Source organism: Kitasatospora sp. NPDC056446, assembly GCF_042796115.1.
Lineage (GTDB): Bacteria > Actinomycetota > Actinomycetes > Streptomycetales > Streptomycetaceae > Kitasatospora.
In genome coordinates, this window is the sequence record NZ_JBHTRF010000010.1 from 125,580 (window position 1) to 143,786 (window position 18,207).

14 protein-coding genes are annotated in these 18,207 nt (G+C 72.1%); 5 read left to right on the forward strand and 9 right to left on the reverse strand.

Annotated features, from left to right (window positions below; translation table 11 throughout):
* Positions 1-188: 188 nt before the first annotated feature.
* The gene (arc, locus tag ACFQ6N_RS09825; RefSeq protein ID WP_380648150.1) at positions 189-1,955 is read right to left on the reverse strand and encodes a proteasome ATPase; all 1,767 of its coding nucleotides are present in this window, start codon (positions 1,953-1,955) and stop codon (positions 189-191) included.
* A gap of 283 nt (positions 1,956-2,238) precedes the next feature.
* Here arc and ACFQ6N_RS09830 point away from each other — a divergent pair, with 283 nt between their 5' ends.
* Positions 2,239-2,544: a ferredoxin gene (locus ACFQ6N_RS09830; RefSeq protein ID WP_380648239.1), complete on the forward strand. Its 306-nt coding sequence runs from the start codon at positions 2,239-2,241 to the stop codon at positions 2,542-2,544.
* 28 nt (positions 2,545-2,572) lie between these two features.
* Here ACFQ6N_RS09830 and ACFQ6N_RS09835 read toward each other — a convergent pair whose 3' ends face one another.
* The 3 genes from ACFQ6N_RS09835 to ACFQ6N_RS09845 form a co-directional block, all read right to left on the reverse strand.
* Complete coding sequence (locus tag ACFQ6N_RS09835; RefSeq protein ID WP_380648151.1) at positions 2,573-3,232, reverse strand: hypothetical protein; 660 nt, start codon at positions 3,230-3,232, stop codon at positions 2,573-2,575.
* Positions 3,233-3,309: 77 nt separating this feature from the next.
* A complete protein-coding gene (locus tag ACFQ6N_RS09840) occupies positions 3,310-4,269 on the reverse strand; it encodes a tRNA (adenine-N1)-methyltransferase (RefSeq protein ID WP_380648152.1) in 960 nt (319 codons plus the stop codon).
* Between the two features lie 117 nt (positions 4,270-4,386).
* Positions 4,387-5,598: a site-2 protease family protein gene (locus ACFQ6N_RS09845; protein WP_380648153.1), complete on the reverse strand. Its 1,212-nt coding sequence runs from the start codon at positions 5,596-5,598 to the stop codon at positions 4,387-4,389.
* Between the two features lie 166 nt (positions 5,599-5,764).
* Between ACFQ6N_RS09845 and ACFQ6N_RS09850 the strand changes: the two genes are divergently transcribed.
* Together ACFQ6N_RS09850 and ACFQ6N_RS09855 are read left to right on the forward strand one after the other, a co-directional pair.
* Positions 5,765-6,670, forward strand: coding sequence for a RecB family exonuclease (locus ACFQ6N_RS09850; RefSeq protein WP_380648154.1), 906 nt, complete (start codon positions 5,765-5,767; stop codon positions 6,668-6,670).
* Positions 6,670-7,341: a response regulator transcription factor gene (locus ACFQ6N_RS09855; protein WP_188299078.1), complete on the forward strand. Its 672-nt coding sequence runs from the start codon at positions 6,670-6,672 to the stop codon at positions 7,339-7,341. The genes ACFQ6N_RS09850 and ACFQ6N_RS09855 overlap by 1 nt, the downstream gene beginning before the upstream one ends.
* Before the next feature lie 97 nt (positions 7,342-7,438).
* On the opposite strand, the gene ACFQ6N_RS09860 is transcribed toward ACFQ6N_RS09855, so the two are convergent.
* From ACFQ6N_RS09860 to metH, 3 genes are all read right to left on the reverse strand, one after another.
* Positions 7,439-9,043, reverse strand: coding sequence for an ABC transporter substrate-binding protein (locus tag ACFQ6N_RS09860; RefSeq protein ID WP_380648155.1), 1,605 nt, complete (start codon positions 9,041-9,043; stop codon positions 7,439-7,441).
* A gap of 222 nt (positions 9,044-9,265) precedes the next feature.
* Positions 9,266-9,970 (reverse strand): HAD family hydrolase, encoded by a 705-nt coding sequence (locus ACFQ6N_RS09865; protein ID WP_380648157.1) that lies wholly within the window; start codon positions 9,968-9,970, stop codon positions 9,266-9,268.
* Between the two features lie 139 nt (positions 9,971-10,109).
* Complete coding sequence (gene metH, locus ACFQ6N_RS09870; protein ID WP_380648158.1) at positions 10,110-13,622, reverse strand: methionine synthase; 3,513 nt, start codon at positions 13,620-13,622, stop codon at positions 10,110-10,112.
* Between the two features lie 141 nt (positions 13,623-13,763).
* Here metH and ACFQ6N_RS09875 point away from each other — a divergent pair, with 141 nt between their 5' ends.
* Positions 13,764-14,858 (forward strand): hypothetical protein, encoded by a 1,095-nt coding sequence (locus tag ACFQ6N_RS09875; RefSeq protein WP_380648159.1) that lies wholly within the window; start codon positions 13,764-13,766, stop codon positions 14,856-14,858.
* A gap of 63 nt (positions 14,859-14,921) precedes the next feature.
* Here the strand turns inward: ACFQ6N_RS09875 and ACFQ6N_RS09880 are convergent, their stop codons facing one another.
* Positions 14,922-15,437 carry an SRPBCC domain-containing protein gene (locus ACFQ6N_RS09880; RefSeq protein WP_380648160.1) on the reverse strand — a complete coding sequence of 172 codons (516 nt, stop codon included), beginning with the start codon at positions 15,435-15,437 and terminating at the stop codon, positions 14,922-14,924.
* Between the two features lie 357 nt (positions 15,438-15,794).
* On the opposite strand from ACFQ6N_RS09880, the gene ACFQ6N_RS09885 reads away from it, so the two are divergent.
* A complete protein-coding gene (locus ACFQ6N_RS09885) occupies positions 15,795-16,775 on the forward strand; it encodes a PAC2 family protein (protein ID WP_380648162.1) in 981 nt (326 codons plus the stop codon).
* A gap of 135 nt (positions 16,776-16,910) precedes the next feature.
* Here the strand turns inward: ACFQ6N_RS09885 and mshC are convergent, their stop codons facing one another.
* Positions 16,911-18,140 carry a cysteine--1-D-myo-inosityl 2-amino-2-deoxy-alpha-D-glucopyranoside ligase gene (mshC, locus tag ACFQ6N_RS09890; RefSeq protein ID WP_380648163.1) on the reverse strand — a complete coding sequence of 410 codons (1,230 nt, stop codon included), beginning with the start codon at positions 18,138-18,140 and terminating at the stop codon, positions 16,911-16,913.
* Between the last annotated feature and the right edge of the window lie 67 nt (positions 18,141-18,207).

Below are 18,207 nucleotides of genomic sequence, written 5' to 3' on the forward strand. Positions count from 1 at the left end.
GCACGCTGACGTACCGCTGAACTACACCGGCGCCGGCCATCTGACCGCGGACGGTGGGTCGAGCCTAGGACCCGGCGCCGAACGGCGGGCCCCGAGACGCGCCGTCCGGCTGCGGGGCCGCGAGGCGCCACAGCCGGACGGTGTGCGTACAGCTCCGGGGACCGCTGCCGGCCCGGGTAACCGCGTGACTACAGGTACTGCCCGGTGTTGGCGACAGTGTCGATGGAGCGGCCGGACTCGGCGCCCTGCTTGCCGGTGACCAGCGTGCGGATGAAGACGATCCGCTCGCCCTTCTTGCCGGAGATGCGGGCCCAGTCGTCCGGGTTGGTGGTGTTCGGGAGGTCCTCGTTCTCCTTGAACTCGTCCACGCAGGCGGCGAGCAGGTGGGAGACACGGAGACCGTGCTGGCCGTGGTCGAGGAAGTCCTTGATGGCCATCTTCTTCGCGCGGTCGACGATGTTCTGGATCATCGCACCGGAGTTGAAGTCCTTGAAGTACAGGACCTCCTTGTCACCGTTGGCGTAGGTGACCTCCAGGAAGCGGTTCTCCTCGGTCTCGGAGTACATCCGCTCCACCACCGCCTGGATCATCGCGGCCACCGTGGCCTCGACGGAGCTGTCGTGCTCCTTGAGGTCGTCCGGGTGGAACGGCAGCGAGTCCTTGAGGTACTTGGAGAAGATGTCCTTCGCGGCCTCGGCGTCCGGGCGCTCGATCTTGATCTTGACGTCCAGGCGGCCGGGCCGCAGGATCGCCGGGTCGATCATGTCCTCGCGGTTCGAGGCGCCGATGACGATGACGTTCTCCAGGCCCTCCACGCCGTCGATCTCGGCGAGCAGCTGCGGGACGATGGTGTTCTCCACGTCCGAGCTGACGCCGGAACCGCGGGTGCGGAACAGCGACTCCATCTCGTCGAAGAAGACGATGACGGGCGTGCCCTCGCTCGCCTTCTCCCGGGCCCGCTGGAAGACCAGGCGGATCTGCCGCTCGGTCTCGCCCACGTACTTGTTGAGCAGCTCGGGGCCCTTGATGTTGAGGAAGTAGCTCTTGCCCTGGGGCCGGCCGGTGACCTCGGCGACCTTCTTGGCCAGCGAGTTGGCGACCGCCTTGGCGATGAGCGTCTTGCCGCAGCCGGGCGGGCCGTAGAGCAGGACGCCCTTGGGCGGGCGCAGCTCGTACTCCTTGAACAGGTCGGCGTGCAGGTAGGGCAGCTCGACCGCGTCGCGGATCAGCTCGATCTGGTTGCCCAGCCCGCCGATCTGGCGGTAGTCGATGTCCGGGACCTCTTCGAGCACCAGCTCCTCGACCTCGGACTTCGGCACGACCTCGTACACGTAGCCGGAGCGGGGCTCCAGCAGCAGGGCATCCCCCGCCCGGATCGTGACCTCGCGCAGCGGTTCGGCGAGGCGCACGACGCGCTCCTCGTCGGTGTGGCCGAGAACCAGGGCGCGCTCGCCGTCCTCCAGGACCTCCTTGAGGGTGACGATCTCGCCGATGCGCTCGAAGGCCATCGCGTCCACGATGTTGAGGGCCTCGTTGAGCATCACCTCCTGGCCGCGGCGCAGCTCGTCGAGGGCGACGTTGGGGCTGACGTTCACGCGGAGCTTGCGCCCGCCGGTGAAGATGTCCGCGGTGCCGTCCTCGTTCGCTTCGAGGAAGGTGCCGAAGCCGGCCGGGGGCTGTGCGAGCCGGTCCACTTCCTCCTTGAGGGCCACGATCTGGTCGCGGGCCTCGCGCAGGGTGGAGGCGAGCCGGTCGTTCTGGGCGGTCACGCCCGCCAGGTTGGTCTGGAGCTCGACGATCCGCTCTTCGAGGATCCTCGAATTGCGCGGCGAGTCGGCGAGCTTGCGGCGCAACACGGCGATTTCCTGCTCAAGGAACGAGACCTGAGCGGCCTCGTCGGAACCACGAGCGGGCCTGCCGGTGCTGCGGTTGTAGTCGTCATCGTGGGCTGCCACGGTCCTCACCTCCTCCGGGGAGCTGGACGCTTCCAGACCCTACCTGGGACCAGGGGTCCGTAAACCCCTAGATCAAGAAAGATGGAACGGGCGTGTCCGATCTTCGCCCCAGCGTGCTTCCCCTCTGCATAGGGGATACCCACCGCGCACCACCCAAAGCGGGCCAGATGTATCGTCGAGCGAAGTGATATCCGATCGCGACCACGACCCGAGGTCCGATCGTTGTACGAATGGCGGGATTGCTCCGTAAATGGGCGACCCGGGACAGAAACGGCAGGAGACCATGTCGGTGACCGAGCAGACCGCGGCGACGACCGAGGCACTGGAGGTGTGGATCGACCAGGACCTCTGCACCGGCGACGGCATCTGCGTGCAGTACGCGCCGGAGGTCTTCGAGCTCGACATCGACGGCCTGGCCTACGTGAAGGGTGCGGACGACGAGCTGCGCCAGCAGCCCGGGGAGACCGCCCCGGTGCCGCTGACGATCCTTCAGGACGTGGTGGACTCGGCCAAGGAGTGCCCCGGCGACTGCATCCACGTGCGCCGGGTCGCGGACCGGGTCGAGGTGTACGGGCCCGACGCGGAGTGAATTGACCCGGCGAGCGGGCGAGTAACAGCTAGGTCAGGCTGACCGGGGCGGCGGTCTGGGAGCGGTCCCAGCCGCCGCCCTTGCGCGTCCAGGTGAGGTCGAGTGAGATGTCGGGCCGGAAGCGCGGCACGTCCTGGCTCGAATACCCCTGCGCGTGGCCGGTGATGGCGCCGTCGGAGCGCACCGCGAGCCGGCTCACGGTGAGGTTCTCGCGCTCGGAGAGCAGGGTGGCCGTCACCTCCGGGCGGCCGCCGGGGCCGGGGCCGAGCAGGAAGACGGCGTCCGGCGGGGTGCCGTTCTCGGCGGCGCAGTGCGCGGCGACCACGGTGGCGGGGCGTCCGTCGCCCAGCCGGGCGGGCACGCTGAGCACCGTCTTGACCGGGAACGGTCCGCAGTCCATCGGGAGTTGGGCCCGGGCCGGGTCGGGGGCCGCGCTCGCCGCGAGGGCCGCCGGGGTGCCGTGCGCGGGCAGCGGGGTGCCGGTCGCCGGGGAGGCGGCGAGGGCGGCGGCCACCACCGCGCCGCAGCCGGCCAGGGCGAGGGCCCAGTGCCAGGGGGCGGTGCGCGCGTGCCCGGGCCCCGTGCGGCCCCGCGGTGCGTGCTGTCCAGCCGTCGCCGTCGTCCCGACCGCGGTCTCCACCAGGCGTCCCCTCCAGTGCTCCAGGAGCTGGTCCGTGTGAGCGAGCATCGTCCCACACCCGGTCGACGGAAATGCCAAGGGGTGGCACGAGATTGCTCGTGCCACCCCTGTCCGCTGCCGCGGGATCAGCCCAGGTCGGGCTGGTCGGCCTCGTCGGCGCGGGCGGCCTTGCGGGCGGCCGCGCGCTCCTTCAGGGTCTGCTCGGAGGCCCCGTTGTCGTAGTCCTCGCCGTACGCGCCCTTGGACGGGCGGCGGCGGCGCAGCGGCGGCTCGACGCCGTCCGCCAGGCGGCGGGCGGTGAGCAGGAAGCCGGTGTGGCCGATCATCCGGTGGTCCGGGCGGACGGCCAGGCCCTCCAGGTGCCAGGTGCGGACCATGGTCTCCCAGGCCTGCGGCTCGGTGAAGGTGCCGTGGTCGCGCAGCGCCTCGACGGTCTTGGACATCTGCGTCGTGGTGGCCACGTAGCAGCAGATGAGGCCGCCGGGGACGAGCGCCTTGGAGGCGACGTCCAGGCACTCCCAGGGGGCCAGCATGTCGAGGATGACGCGGTCGACGTCGGACTCCACCAGGTTGTCCTGGAGGTCGCCGACGGTGAGCTTCCACGCCGGGTGCGGCCCGCCGAAGTAGCGCTCGACGTTGTTCTGCGCGATGTCGGCGAAGTCCTGCCGGCGCTCGTAGGAGGCCAGCATCCCTTGCTCGCCGACGGCGCGCAGCAGGTACGTGCTGAGCGCGCCGGAGCCGACGCCGGCCTCGACCACGCGGGCGCCCGCGAAGATGTCGGCCATCGCCAGGATCTGCCCCGCGTCCTTGGGGTAGATCACGGCGGCGCCGCGGGGCATGGACAGGACGTAGTCGGGGAGCAGGGGGCGCAGCGCGAGGTACGGGACGTTCCCCGTGGTGCGCACGACCGTGCCTTCGGGGGCGCCGATCAGCTCGTCATGCGGGAACGCACCCTTGTGGGTGTGGAACTGGTTCCCGGCCTGGAGCGTGAACGTGTAGTGGCGACCCTTGGGGTCGGTCAGCTGGACCTGGTCCCCGACCTGGAAGGGCCCGCGTCGGCGGGCGGCACCGGTCGGTTCGGACATACGGACAATCCTAAGGGAAGCGGGGTGCCCCGCCTCACCACGCCCGGTGGTCGACCCCCTCCACGGCCGCACCGGCGGCCCCGGCAGCCCCGGCGGCCCCGCTGGTGACGGGGGGCGTCAGCGCCCGGAGACGGCGGAGGTCAGCCGCTGCTCGATGTCGCTGAGGGCCGCGACGCCGTACACCCGGCCGTCCGCCTCGACCACCAGGTACTCCCCCGCCGGGGTGGTCTGGACGGCCCGCAGCAGGTCCTCGCCGCCGAGGTCGGCGTCCAGCCGCAGCCCGGGTTCGAGGTCGCGGGCGAGCGGGCCGACGGCCACCCAGGGGCGGCGGTGCTCGGGTACGGCCCGTACCGCGGACTCGCGGAGGATGGCGATCGGCTCGCCCCGGCCGTCCACCACGACCACCGCGCCGGCCTCGGCCTCGCGGGCGCGGCGCATCGCCTCGCCGAGCGGGGTGTCGGCGGTGACCTCGACGGCCCGGCGGGCGAGCTCGCGCAGCCGCAGGCCGGGCAGCGCCTCCTTGAGCCGGGCGTTGCGCACGCTGCCGGTGGCGCCGTTCCAGATGATCGCGGCGAGCACGGCGGCGAGCACCGCGTCCACCAGGGTGTCGGTGGTGGTGCGCTCGACGCCGCGGGCGGCGCCGGCCAGGGGCAGCCCGATCAGCACGGCGACCGCCAGCGCCCGGCCGACCCAGGCGGCGGCCACCGTGCCGGCCATCGGCCTGCCGGTGACCGCCCAGACGACGGCCCGCAGCATCCGCCCGCCGTCCAGCGGCAGGCCGGGCAGCAGGTTGAAGGCGGCGACCACCAGGTTGGACACCATCAGGCCGGTGAGGAGCACGCCGGGCACCGTGGACAGCTCCACGGCCTGCATGGCGAGGTAGAACACGCCGCCGAGGGCCAGCGAGAGCAGCGGGCCGACGAAGGCCAGCCAGAACTCCCGCCAGGGCGTGGTGGCCTCGTTCTCGATCTCGGAGACGCCGCCGAAGAACTGGAGCTGGATCCGCCGCACCCCGAGCTTGTAGCGCAGCGCGACCAGGGTGTGGGCGAGCTCGTGCACCAGGACGGAGGCGTAGAAGGCGACCGCGAAGGAGAACGCGACCAGGTAGCGGGCGGCGCCGAGGTCGGGCAGGACCTCGTCGAGCTGCCCGCCGAACACCCAGGTGATCAGTGCGGCGATGACGAACCAGGACGGGGTGACGTAGATCGGCACGCCGAAGGGGCGGCCCATCAGGATGCCGCTGCCGCGCTCCCGCGGCTGCCCGGCCGGGCGCCCGTGGTCGTCCTGCGGTGGCTGGTCGGAGGTCTGCTGCCCCCTGCTGTCGCTCACCGTGATCCCTTCGGTCGTCTCCCCCGTCGTGCCCCGGTGCGCCCACGCTACGTGATCGCGGCGCTCCGGCGCCCCGCGCCCCTCCCGCTGTTCATACCCACTCCGCGGGCCCCGGTGGCAGCACCGTGGCAGCAGGATGACAGCGAGGGGCAATAGGCTCGTGGTCATGCAGCAGACCACCACCAGTGCCACCGGGGCCCCGGTGCGCCCGGCGGCGCCCCCTACCGGCCTGTCCCCCTCCCGGGCGGGTGACTTCCTCACCTGCCCCCTGCTGTACCGGCTGCGGGTGATCGACCGGCTGCCCGAGCCGCCGAGCTCGGCGGCCACCCGGGGCACGCTGGTGCACGCGGTGCTGGAGCGGCTGTTCGACAGCCCGGCGACCGAGCGGACGCCGGAGCGCGCGCTGGGCCTGCTGCGCCCGCAGTGGGAGCGGCTGCTCGGTGAACGGCCGGAACTGGGCTCGTTGTTCCCGGACGACCCGGACGGCGCGGCGCTCACCCGCTGGCTGGCGGACGCCGAGAAGCTGCTCGGCCAGTGGTTCCGGCTGGAGGACCCGACCCGGCTGCACCCGGTGGAGCGGGAGCTGTACGTGGAGACGGCCCTGGACTCGGGGCTGCTGCTGCGCGGCTACATCGACCGGGTGGACGTCGCCCCGACCGGCGAGGTCCGGCTGGTGGACTACAAGACCGGCCGGGCGCCCTCGCGGGACTTCGAGGGCAAGGCGATGTTCCAGATGAAGTTCTACGCCCTGGTGGTGTGGCGCTGGAAGGGCGTGATCCCCAAGCGCCTCCAGCTGGTCTACCTCGGCGGGGGCGGGGACGTGGTCAGCTACGACCCGGACCAGGCCGACCTGCTGGCGGTGGAGCGCAAGCTGAAGGCGCTGTGGGAGCGGATCGGGCACGCGGTGGCCACCGGGGACTTCCCGGCCACCCGCAACCGCCTCTGCGACTGGTGCGACCACCAGGCCAGCTGCCCGGAGTTCGGCGGCACGCCCCCGCCGTACCCGCTGCCGCTGAGCCGTACGTCTGACGAAGACGATCCCACGGGGGATCCGAGGAGCAAGGAGTCCTAGTGACGATCCGAGTGCTGCTGGTCGACGACCAGCCGCTGCTGCGCACCGGTTTCCGGATGATCCTGGAGGCGGAGTCCGACCTGGTGGTGGTCGGTGAGGCCGGCGACGGTCAGCAGGCGCTGGACCAGGTGCGGGCGCTGCAGCCCGACGTGGTGCTGATGGACATCCGGATGCCCAGGATGGACGGTGTCGAGGCGACCCGCCGGATCGCCGGCCCGGGGCGGGACGGCCCGGCCAAGGTGCTGGTGCTGACCACCTTCGACCTGGACGAGTACGTGGTGGAGGCGCTGCGCGCGGGTGCCAGCGGCTTCCTGCTGAAGGACGTCCCGGCCGAGGAGCTGGTGCAGGCGATCCGGGTGGTCGCGGACGGCGCGGCGATGCTGGCGCCGAGCATCACCCGGCGGCTGCTGGACATGTACGCCACCAAGCTGCCCTCGGGCGACGAGGCGCCGCCGCAGGCGCTGAGCGCGCTGACCGAGCGTGAGCTGGAGGTGCTGAAGCTGGTCGCGCGGGGGCTGTCGAACGCGGAGATCGCGGCCGAGCTGTTCGTCAGCGAGACCACCGTGAAGACCCACGTCGGCCATGTGCTGACCAAGCTCCAGCTGCGTGACCGGGTGCAGGCGGCGGTGTACGCCTACGAGAGCGGCCTGGTGCGCCCCGGCGCCCTGTAGGGCCGGGACGGGCCGGGAACGGCCCGCGCGGACGCGACGGCGGCCCGTCCGCTCCCCCGTGACGACGGGGAGCGGGCGGGCCGCCGTTCCGTGAGCGCTACTTGCTGCTCCGGCTGATCTCCCAGAAGCGGAAGAAGCCGGTGGTGTCGACGGTGGACTCGACGCCGGTGACGTAGGAGCGCGCCGCGAAGAACGCCTTGTTCTGGTACAGCGGGATCAGCGGCACGTTCTCGGCCTCGATCTGCTGGATCTGCGCGTAGCCGGTCACCGCGGCGCTGCGGTCGGCCTGCTTGAGGCCGTCCGGGACGAGCTTGCCGCTGATCCGCGGGTCGTCCCAACCGTGGTGGTAGGCACCGCCGTTGACCAGCAGCGGGGCGATGTAGTTGTCCGGGTCGGGGTAGTCCGCGAACCAGCCGATGACGTACGCCTGGTACTTGCCGTCGGCCCAGCCCTTCTTGTACGTCTCCCAGTCCGGCTCCTGCTGGACCGTCACCTGGAAGAGGCCGCCGGCCTCCAGCTGCTTCTTCAGCGTCTCGGCCTCGTTGCTGCCGGCCCGCGAGCGGGACCAGGTCAGGGTGAGCTTGACCGGGGTCTGGACCTTGGCGTCGGTGAGGATCTTCTTGGCCTTGGCCGCGTCCTGGTCGCCGTAGCGGTCGAAGAAGGCGGTGGTGTGGCCGGTGACGCCGGCCGGGACCATCGCGTACAGCGGCTGGACGGTCCGGGCGAAGACGTCGCGGGCGAGCGACTTGCGGTCCATCAGCTGCGCGGCGGCCTGGCGGACGGCCGGGTTCGACACGGCCGGGTCCTTGGTGTTGAAGACCAGCGAGCGGGTGTCGTTGCTGTCGCCCTCGGTCACCTGGAGGTCGGTCTTGCCGCCCTGCTGGTCGGACCGGATCTGGGCGGCGGTGTTCGGCTCCAGGCTGTTGTCGGTGAGGTCGACGTCGCCCTTGTCCAGCGCGGCCTTGAGGTCGTCGGTCTTGTCGAAGTACCGCACGGTGAACTTGCTGTTGCGCAGCTTGGCGTCGCCGCCGTACTTGTCGTTGGCCGACAGCACGACCTTGCCCAGCTGCTTGCTGCCGCCCGGGGTCTCGACCGAGTCGAAGCGGTAGGGGCCGGAGCCTATCTGCTTGTCGTTGGGCAGCGCCTTGTCGGCCGGGTAGACCTGGTGGTCGACGATGGCGCCGGCCGGGGTGGCCAGCTTGGCCGGCAGGGTGGCGTCGGGCGCGGAGAGGTGGAAGACCACCTCGGTGTCGCCCTTGGCCTCGACGGACTTGATCGAGGAGAGCAGCGAGACCGGGCCGTTCTCGTCGTTGATCTTCTTGGTGCGCTCGACCGAGAAGACCACGTCGGCGGCGGTCAGCGGGTGGCCGTTGGAGAACTTCAGCCCGGGCCGCAGGGTGCAGTGGTACTCGGTGGCCTCGCTGCCGGTGAACTCGCAGGACTGCGCGGCGTCCGGGGTGGGCGCGCTGGCGGCGGCCGGGAAGGTCAGCAGTGACTGGAAGGTGTTGCGCAGGATCAGCCAGGAGCCGGAGTCGTAGGCGGTGGCCGGGTCCAGCACGCCGGTCAGCTGGCTGGTGCCCATGGTGATCGACTTGCCGCTGTCCCCCTTGACGGCGTCGGTCACGGATCCGCAGCCGGCCACCGTCACGGCGACCAGACCGGCGCAGCCGAGTACTGCGAGGCGTTCAGCTGAAGTCTTCACGGGACGCGTCCTTATCGGTGGCACGAAACCCGAGTAGCGTGCCATATCGAACACGCACGACCGATACCCGTGCAGATGACGTTTGGGACACGGCGGTTCAGGGCATCACGCCCCGCCCGACGAGATGTCAGCCAATGCCCTTTTTCTCCCCCGATCCCCCCAGGTGGGAGTCTCGGCGGGCCGCTTACCGGCCGGTAGGGCCGGGCCGCAATGAGATGACAATCACACTCGCGAGGCCACCAGCGAGCGCAGCAGTTCGAGGTCGACCTCCTCCAGCGAGGCCAGCACCAGCCGCCCCGGCGCCGGCTCGATCGGCGCCACCGACGGCACCGCGATCACCGCGCAGCCGGCCGCCTCGCCCGCCCGCACCCCGGTCGGGGTGTCCTCGACCACCACGCAGCGGGCCGGCTCCGCGCCCAGCCGGCGGGCCGCCTCCAGGTACGGGTCCGGGAACGGCTTGGTGCGCGGCACCTCGTCCCCGCCGATGGTGAAGGCGAAGTGGTGGGCGCCCAGCGAGCGCAGCACGATGTCGATCACGTGGCGGTGCGAGGCGGACACCATGGCGGCCGGGATCCCGTGCGCGGCAAGGGTGTTGAGGAGGCGCTCGGCACCCGGCATGAGCGGCACGCCGTCCGCCAGCAGGTCCACGAAGCGCTGGTTGACGAGCGCGCCCAGGTCGGCCGGGGCGATGTCCACGCCGGTCCGGGCGACCAGGTACTCCATCACCCGGGTCATCGGGCCGCCGACCACGTGGGCGCGGTCCGCCTCGTCCAGCACGTGGCCCAGCTCGGCGAAGAGCGAGACCTCGGCCTGCCACCAGAAGTCCTCGGTGTCCACCAGCGTCCCGTCCATGTCCAGCAGCACCGCCTGGAGGCCGCGGTCGTCCCCGTGGTCGAGGACGCGGGTGGCGGTGGGACTGGTGGTCATGGCGGACGTCCTTCCGGCGGCCCGGGGACGCCCCGGGGATGGCACGGGCCGGCCCGCTGGTCTGCGGACCGGCCCGTTCAGGATCATCCAGGATACGCCCGCTTCGTCCGGAAAGAGCGAACGCAGCGGGGCGCGGGGATTACCGGGCGTTGAAGTACTTCGCCTCCGGGTGGTGGATCACGATCGCGTCGGTGGACTGCTCCGGGTGCAGCTGGAACTCCTCGGAGAGCACCACGCCGATCCGCTCGGGCTTCAGCAGGTCGGCGATCTTGGCGCGGTCCTCCAGCTCCGGGCAGGCCCCGTAGCCGAGCGAGAAGCGGGCACCCCGGTACTTGAGCGCGAACATGTCCTTGACGTCCTGCGGGTCCTCACCGGAGAAGCCCAGCTCGAAGCGGACCCGGGCGTGCCAGAACTCGGCCAGCGCCTCGGCCAGTTGCACCGAGAGGCCGTGCAGCTCCAGGTAGTCGCGGTAGGAGTTCCCGGCGAACAGCTCGTTGGCCGCCTCCGAGATCCGGTTGCCCATGGTGACGACCTGGAGGCCCACCACGTCCCGCACGCCGGACTCCTCCGGGCGGAAGAAGTCGGCCAGGCAGAGCCGGCGGCCGCGGCGCTGGCGCGGGAAGGTGAACCGGGTGCGCTCGGTGCCGTCCTCGTGGAAGACGATCAGGTCGTCGCCCTTGGAGTTCGCCGGGTAGTAGCCGTAGACCACGGCCGCCTCCAGCCAGCCCTCGGTCTGCAGCCGGTCCAGCCAGGCCCGCAGCCGCGGCCGGCCCTCGGTCTCCACCAGCTCCTCGTAGGACGGGCCCTCGCCCGAGCGGGCCGCCTTCAGGCCCCACTGGCCCTTGAACAGCGCGTCCTCGTCCAGCCAGGAGGCGTAGTCGGCGAACGGGATGCCCTTGACGATCCGGTCGCCCCAGAACGGCGGGGCGGGCACGGTGTTGTCGACGGTGACGTCGGAGCGGATCTGGCCGAGGTTGACCTCCGGCTCCGGCTCCTCCACCTCGACCCGGACGTGCCGGCGCTGCTTGAGCTCCGGCAGGGTCGCGCCGGGCACACCGCGCTTGACCGCGATCAGCGCGTCCATCAGCCGCAGGCCCTCGAAGGCGTCCCGGGCGTAGCGGACCTCGCCCTCGTAGATCTCGTGCAGGTCCTGCTCGACGTAGGCCCGGGTGAGGGCGGCGCCGCCGAGGATCACCGGGAAGCTCGCGGCCAGCTTGCGCTGGTTGAGCTCCTCCAGGTTCTCCTTCATGATCACGGTGGACTTCACCAGCAGGCCGGACATCCCGATCACGTCCGCGTTGTGCTCCTGCGCGGCGTCCAGGATCGCCGAGACCGGCTGCTTGATGCCCAGGTTGACCACGTTGTAGCCGTTGTTGGACAGGATGATGTCGACCAGGTTCTTGCCGATGTCGTGGACGTCGCCCTTGACGGTGGCCAGCACGATGGTGCCCTTGCCCTCGCTGTCGGACTTCTCCATGAACGGCTCCAGGTGGGCCACCGCGGTCTTCATCACCTCGGCGGACTGGAGCACGAACGGCAGCTGCATCTGGCCGGAGCCGAAGAGCTCGCCGACCACCTTCATGCCGGCCAGCAGGGTGTCGTTGATGATCTCCAGCGCCGGGCGCCCGGCCAGGGCCTCGTCCAGGTCGTCCGTCAGGCCGTTGCGCTCGCCGTCGATGATCCGGCGCTGCAGCCGCTCGTCCAGCGGGAGCGCGGCCAGCTCCTCGGCCTTGGAGGCCCTGACCGAGGCCGAGGAGACGCCCTCGAACAGCTGCAGCAGGCGCTGCAGCGGGTCGTAGCCGTCCCGGCGGCGGTCGTAGACCAGGTCCAGGGCGGTCTCCCGCTGCTCCTCGGGGATCCGCGCGATCGGCAGGATCTTGGAGGCGTGCACGATCGCCGAGTCCAGGCCGGCCTCCACGCACTCGTGCAGGAAGACCGAGTTGAGCACCACGCGGGCGGCCGGGTTGAGGCCGAAGGAGATGTTCGACAGGCCGAGCGTGGTCTGCACCTTCGGGCGGCGGCGCTTGAGCTCGCGGATCGCCTCGATGGTCTCGATGCCGTCCCGGCGGGACTCCTCCTGGCCGGTGGCCAGGGTGAAGGTGAGGCAGTCGACCAGGATCGAGCCCTCGTCGATGCCGTAGTCGGCGGTGAGCTCGGCGATCAGCCGCTCGGCGATGTCCACCTTGGCGGCGGCCGTGCGGGCCTGGCCCTCCTCGTCGATGGTCAGCGCGATCAGGCCGGCGCCGTGCTCGCGGGCCAGCGAGGCGATCCGGCCGAAGCGGGAGTCGGGGGCGTTGCCGTCCTCGTAGTTGACCGAGTTGAGCACCGCGCGGCCGCCGAGGGCCTCCAGGCCGGCCCGCAGCACGGGCGGCTCGGTGGAGTCCAGCACGATCGGCAGGGTGGAGGCCGTGGCCAGGCGGCCGGCGATCTCCTTCATGTCGGCGACGCCGTCGCGGCCGACGTAGTCCACGCAGAGGTCCAGCAGGTGCGAGCCGTCCCGGATCTGGTCGCGGGCGATCTCCACGCAGGCCTGCCAGTCGCCGGCCAGCATCGACTCGCGGAACTTCTTCGAGCCGTTGGCGTTGGTGCGCTCGCCGATCGCCAGGTACGAGGTGTCCTGGCGGAACGGCACCGCCTGGTACAGCGAGGCCGCCGAGGGCTCGGGCTTCGGCTCGCGCGCGGTGACCGGCCGGCCCTGGACCCGCTCGACCACCTGGCGCAGGTGCTCGGGCGTGGTGCCACAGCAGCCGCCGACCAGCGAGAGGCCGTACTCGCGGGTGAACACGTCGTGCGCGTCGGCCAGTTCGGCCGGGGACAGCGGGTAGTGGGCGCCGTCCTTGCCGAGCACCGGCAGGCCCGCGTTCGGCATGCAGGACAGGCCGATCCGGGCGTTCTTGGCGAGGTAGCGCAGGTGCTCGCTCATCTCGGCCGGGCCGGTGGCGCAGTTCAGGCCGATGTAGTCCACGCCGAGCGGCTCCAGCGCGGTGAGCGCGGCGCCGATCTCGGAGCCGAGCAGCATGGTGCCGGTGGTCTCCACCGTCACCTGCACCAGCACCGGCAGGTCCAGCCCGGCCTCGGCGAGGGCGCGCTTGGAGCCCAGCACGGCGGCCTTGGTCTGCAGCAGGTCCTGGCTGGTCTCGACCAGCAGGGCGTCGGCGCCGCCGGCGATCAGGCCGGCCGCGTTCTGCTGGAAGCCGTCGCGCAGCGTCTCGTACGGGGCGTGGCCCAGGGTCGGCAGCTTGGTGCCGGGGCCGATCGAGCCGAGCACCCAGCGGGTGCGGCCGTCCACGGCGGTGTGGGCGTCGGCCACCTCGCGGGCGATCCGGGCACCGGACTCGGACAGCTCGAAGATCCGCTCGGCGATCTCGTACTCGGCGAGCGCGGCGAAGTTGGCGCCGAAGGTGTTGGTCTCCACGCAGTCCACGCCCACGCCGAAGTAGGCCTCGTGGACGGAGCGGACGATGTCCGGCCGGGTGATGTTGAGGACCTCGTTGCAGCCTTCGAGGTTCTGGAAGTCCTCCAGCGTCGGATCCTGCGCCTGGAGCATGGTGCCCATCGCACCATCGGCCACCACCACCCTGGTGGCGAGCGCTTCACGCAGTGCGCTCGCGCGGCTCTGCTGGGTGACGGACGGATCGGCTGCAGTGGCCATGGGGCTTCTCCCTGGTGCGACGGCTGTCGGCTTTGCACCCCGCTTACTCGGGACGCACGTGGTCAGGGTATCCGGCCGACGGGTGGGCTTGCGGGCCCATTCCGTATCCTGGGCCCTCGACCGCAAGGGGGGAGCAACCGCGTGGCCCGATTCCGGACCCGCGCGCGGCGCGTCGGAGGGGCCCTGGCGGCCCCGTTCCGCGCGCTGCGCGCCCGTTGGCGAGACTGGTCCTGGTGGCGCCGGACAGTGCTGGTGGTGACACTGGCGGCGGCCGTGCCGGTCGCCGCGCTCGGCTCGCTGTTCGTCTCGATCCGCCTGCACTACACGGGTGAACCCGCCGCCGAGGCCCGCACCCGGGGCCGCGACGTGATCTGGCTCGGCCACGCCTGGGTGGACGGCCGCAAGACCGAGACCGACGTCGCGGCGCTGGTACGGCAGCTGGCCGGCACCGGCATCCGCGACCTGTACGTGCACACCGGCCCGCTGGAGCACGACGGCTCGCTGCCGCCGGCCGTCCACCCGCGGGCCCGCTGGTTCACCGACACCGTGCACCGGGAGCTGCCGGGGGTGCGGGTGCAGGGCTGGCTGGGCGACGAGGTCAAGCCGGAGCGGGACGCCATGGACCTGGAGGACGCCCCCACCCGGGAGCGGGTCACCGCCTCCACCCGCCAGGTGCTGGACCTCGGCTTCGACGGCGTGCACTTCGACATGGAGCCGATCCGGCCGGGTTCGGCCGGCTGGCTGGCCCTGCTCGACCAGGTCCGCCCGGTCACCGCGGCTCGCGGCGCCAAGCTCTCGGTCGCGGCCCCGCAGATCGACCCGGTCCCGGGCCTGCACACGGCGGGCATCCTGCTCACCGACCACGGCAAGTGGTGGGACCAGGCGTACTTCACCGAGACCGCCCGCCGGGTCGACCAGATCGCGGTGATGACCTACGACACCTCGATGCCGACCGAACCGCTGTACGGCGGCTACGTCGCCAAGCAGACCGAACTGGCCCTGCGGGCCACCCCCGCCGACGTGGACCTGCTGATCGGCCTGCCGTTCTACTGGGACGACCGGTGGGGCCACTGGGGCGACGCCGAGACCGTCGGGGCGGCCGTCCGCGGCGTCCGGCTGGGCCTGGGCCGGGAGGACCCGCACCGGGCGAACTTCGGCGTCGCGCTGTACGTCGACTTCGCCGCGACGCCGGAGAACTGGGCGGCGTACCGGAACGGCTGGGTGGACGTGCGGTAGCCGGCCGCGCCGGCCCCCTGCCTCCCTGCCTCCCGGTCGGGGGCGGCGGCCGGCGCGCGGCCGTCAGACGCCCAGGCGGTGGGCCAGCGCGCCCAGGTAGCGGTGGACCGTCGCATCCTCGCCCACCAGGTAGTGCGAGGCGGCCCGGTACAGCGGCCGGCGGACCTCGCCGCGCTCGGTGACGGTCAGCGAGCAGCCCGGCCCGGCCGCGGTGAGCACGTACGTCCAGGTGCCGCCGTACGGCAGGTCCGGGTCGGCGATGCCGGTGACCAGGCGGTGCGGGGCCTCGCTGGCCACCACCTCGAAGGTGGTGTGCCCGTGCCGGTCGTACTCGCGCCAGCGCACCCGGCCGCCGGCCGTGGCGGGCAGCCGCTCGACATGGGTGAGGCCCGGGCGCCAGGCCGGGTAGAGGTCGATGTCGGTGAGCACGTCCCAGACCGCGCCGGGCGGCTGGGCGAGCTCCAGGCCGCCCTCGGTGACGTGCTCCACCGGCAGCCGCCGCCCGGCCCGGTCCGCCGCCACCAGCGCGGTACCGGCCAGCGCGGCCGCGCCCGCGCCGATCCACAGCCATCGGTTCATCGGTCCGGCCCCTTCCACCCGGCCCCCGCCCGTTCATCATCCCGCCGCGGCGCCGGGGCGGCACGCCCGTCGCGCTGCGCCACCGCCCGGACGCGGTCCGCACCCGCCCCGGCGACCTGACGGACCGTCAGGTTCCGGGGGGCCGATATCCGCTGGATCGGGGCGCCCGGCTCCCCCAGACTGTCCCGGTCCCCGCCTCGGTGCGCATCAAAGCCCGTAGGCTGGGCAGGTAGGGACCATGGAGCGAGGCGTTCCATGGGAGACGAGAGGTTCGACAGTCGGCAGCCGGCCCGTCGGCGCCCAGGCAAACCAGCCGGGGCGGTGCCGGTCCTGTTACCGACCGGAGGGAGACGCTGGGTGATCGAGCTGGAAGATGTTCCCGAGTTGATCGACCCGGTGATGGTCTGTGCCTTCGAGGGCTGGAACGACGCGGGCGACGCCGCCTCGGCGGCCCTGGCGCATCTGGACGAGACCTGGGGCGGCAAGGTCATCGCCGCCCTGGACGCGGAGGACTACTACGACTTCCAGGTCAACCGGCCCACGGTCTGGCTGGACGGCGGCATCCGCCGGATCACCTGGCCGACCACCCGGCTCTCGGTGATCCGGGTGACGGAGCCGACGACCAGGGACGTCGTACTGGTCCGCGGCATCGAGCCGAGCATGCGCTGGCGCTCGTTCTGCAACGAGCTGCTGGGCTTCGCGCACGAGCTGGGCATCGAGCTGGTGGTGATCCTGGGCGCACTGCTCGGCGACACCCCGCACAGCCGCCCGGTGCCGGTCAGCGGGGTCACTTCCGACCCGGAGCTGGCCCGTCAGCTGGACCTGGAGGAGAGCCGCTACGAGGGCCCGACCGGCATCGTCGGCGTGCTCCAGGAGGCCTGCACGCACGCCGGGGTCCCGGCCGTGACGCTCTGGGCGGCGGTACCGCACTACGTCTCGCAGCCGCCGAACCCCAAGGCCACGCTGGCGCTGGTCAACAAGCTGGAGGACCTGCTGGACCTGCGCATCCCGCCGGGCGAGCTCGGCGATGACGCCCGGGCCTGGCAGCTGGGCGTCGACCAGCTGGCCGCCGAGGACAGCGAGGTGGCCGAGTACGTCCAGCAGCTGGAGGAGGCGCAGGACACCGCGGAGCTGCCGGAGGCGTCCGGGGACGCCATCGCCCGCGAGTTCGAGCGCTACCTGCGCCGCCGGGAGAACGTCGGGCCGACCGGCGAGAAGCCGGTGGCCGGGCACGCCACGGCGGACCCGGTGTCCGGGCACGCCACGGCGGAGCGGCCGGCCGAGCCGGAGCCGCCGGGCCCGGCCCGGGAGAGCCAGGACGGCGCCGAGGACGAGTAGGCCGCCGAGCACCGGTGGGCCCGCCCGCGGGCGGGGCGCCGCACGCCGAAGGGGCGTCAGGACGATGGTCCTGACGCCCCTTCGGCTTGTGTGGTACGGGGTTCCGGCTGCCGGGTTCCGGGTTCCGGGCGGGACCTACAGCGCGACGCCGAGCAGGGCGTCCACGGTGCGGGTCACCAGGCCGGGCGCGCCGATCTCGGTGCCGCCCCCGGTCTCCTGCCGCTCCGCCCAGCGGTCGACGGCGGCCAGCGCGGCGGGCGCGTCCAGGTCCTCCGCGAGCGCCGCACGGACCTCGGCGAGCAGGGACTCGGCCGACGGGCCGTCCGGGCGGGAGACCGCGGCGCGCCAGCGGGCGAGGCGCTCGACGGCCTCGTCCAGGACGTCCTTGGTCCACTCCCAGTCGGAGCGGTAGTGGTGCGAGAGCAGCGCCAGGCGGATCGCCGCCGGGTCGACGCCCTCGCGGCGCAGCGTCGAGACGAAGACCAGGTTGCCGCGCGACTTGGACATCTTCTGCCCGTCCAGGCCGACCATGCCCGCGTGCACGTACGCCCTGGCGTACGGGTGGGTGCCGGAGGCGACCTGGGCGTGCGCGGCGCCCATCTCGTGGTGCGGGAAGGAGAGGTCGCTGCCGCCGCCCTGGATGTCGAAGGACATGCCGAGGTACTGGAGCGCGATGGCGACGCACTCGATGTGCCAGCCGGGGCGGCCGTGGCCGAGCTCGGTGTCCCAGGCGGGCTCGCCGGGGCGGGCGGCCAGCCAGAGCAGGGCGTCCAGCGGGTTGCGCTTGCCCGGGCGGTCCGGGTCGCCGCCGCGCTCGGCGAAGACCGGGCGCATGGCCTCGCGGCTGAGGCCGGAGACCTCGCCGAAGTGCGGGTCGGCGTCGACCGAGAAGTAGATGTCGCCGTCCAGCGAGTAGGCGGCGCCGGAGGCCAGCAGCTTCTGGACGATCGGGACGATCCACGGGATCGACTCGACGGCGCCGATGTAGTGGGCCGGCGGGAGCATCCGCAGCGCGGTCATGTCCTCGCGGAACAGGGCCGTCTCGCGCTCGGCCAGCGCGGTCCAGTCCTGGCCGGTCTCGACCGCGCGCTGGAGCAGCGGGTCGTCGACGTCGGTGACGTTCTGGATGTACAGGACGTCGTGGCCGGCGTCCTTCCAGACGCGCTGCACCAGGTCGAACGCGTTGTAGGTGGCGGCGTGGCCCAGGTGGGTCGCGTCGTAGGGCGTGATGCCGCAGACGTAGATCCGGGCGGTGCCGTCCTGCGGCACCACCTCTCGGACCGTGCCCGCTGCGGTGTCGTGGATACGGAGGGGGAGCCCCTGACCAGGCAGGGCGGGAACCTCGGAGGCGGGCCAGGCATGCATGGAAACAACTTTAACCTTGCGAACATTTGAAAGCCCAACCAGTGCGAAAGATCGACTGGATTCTCTT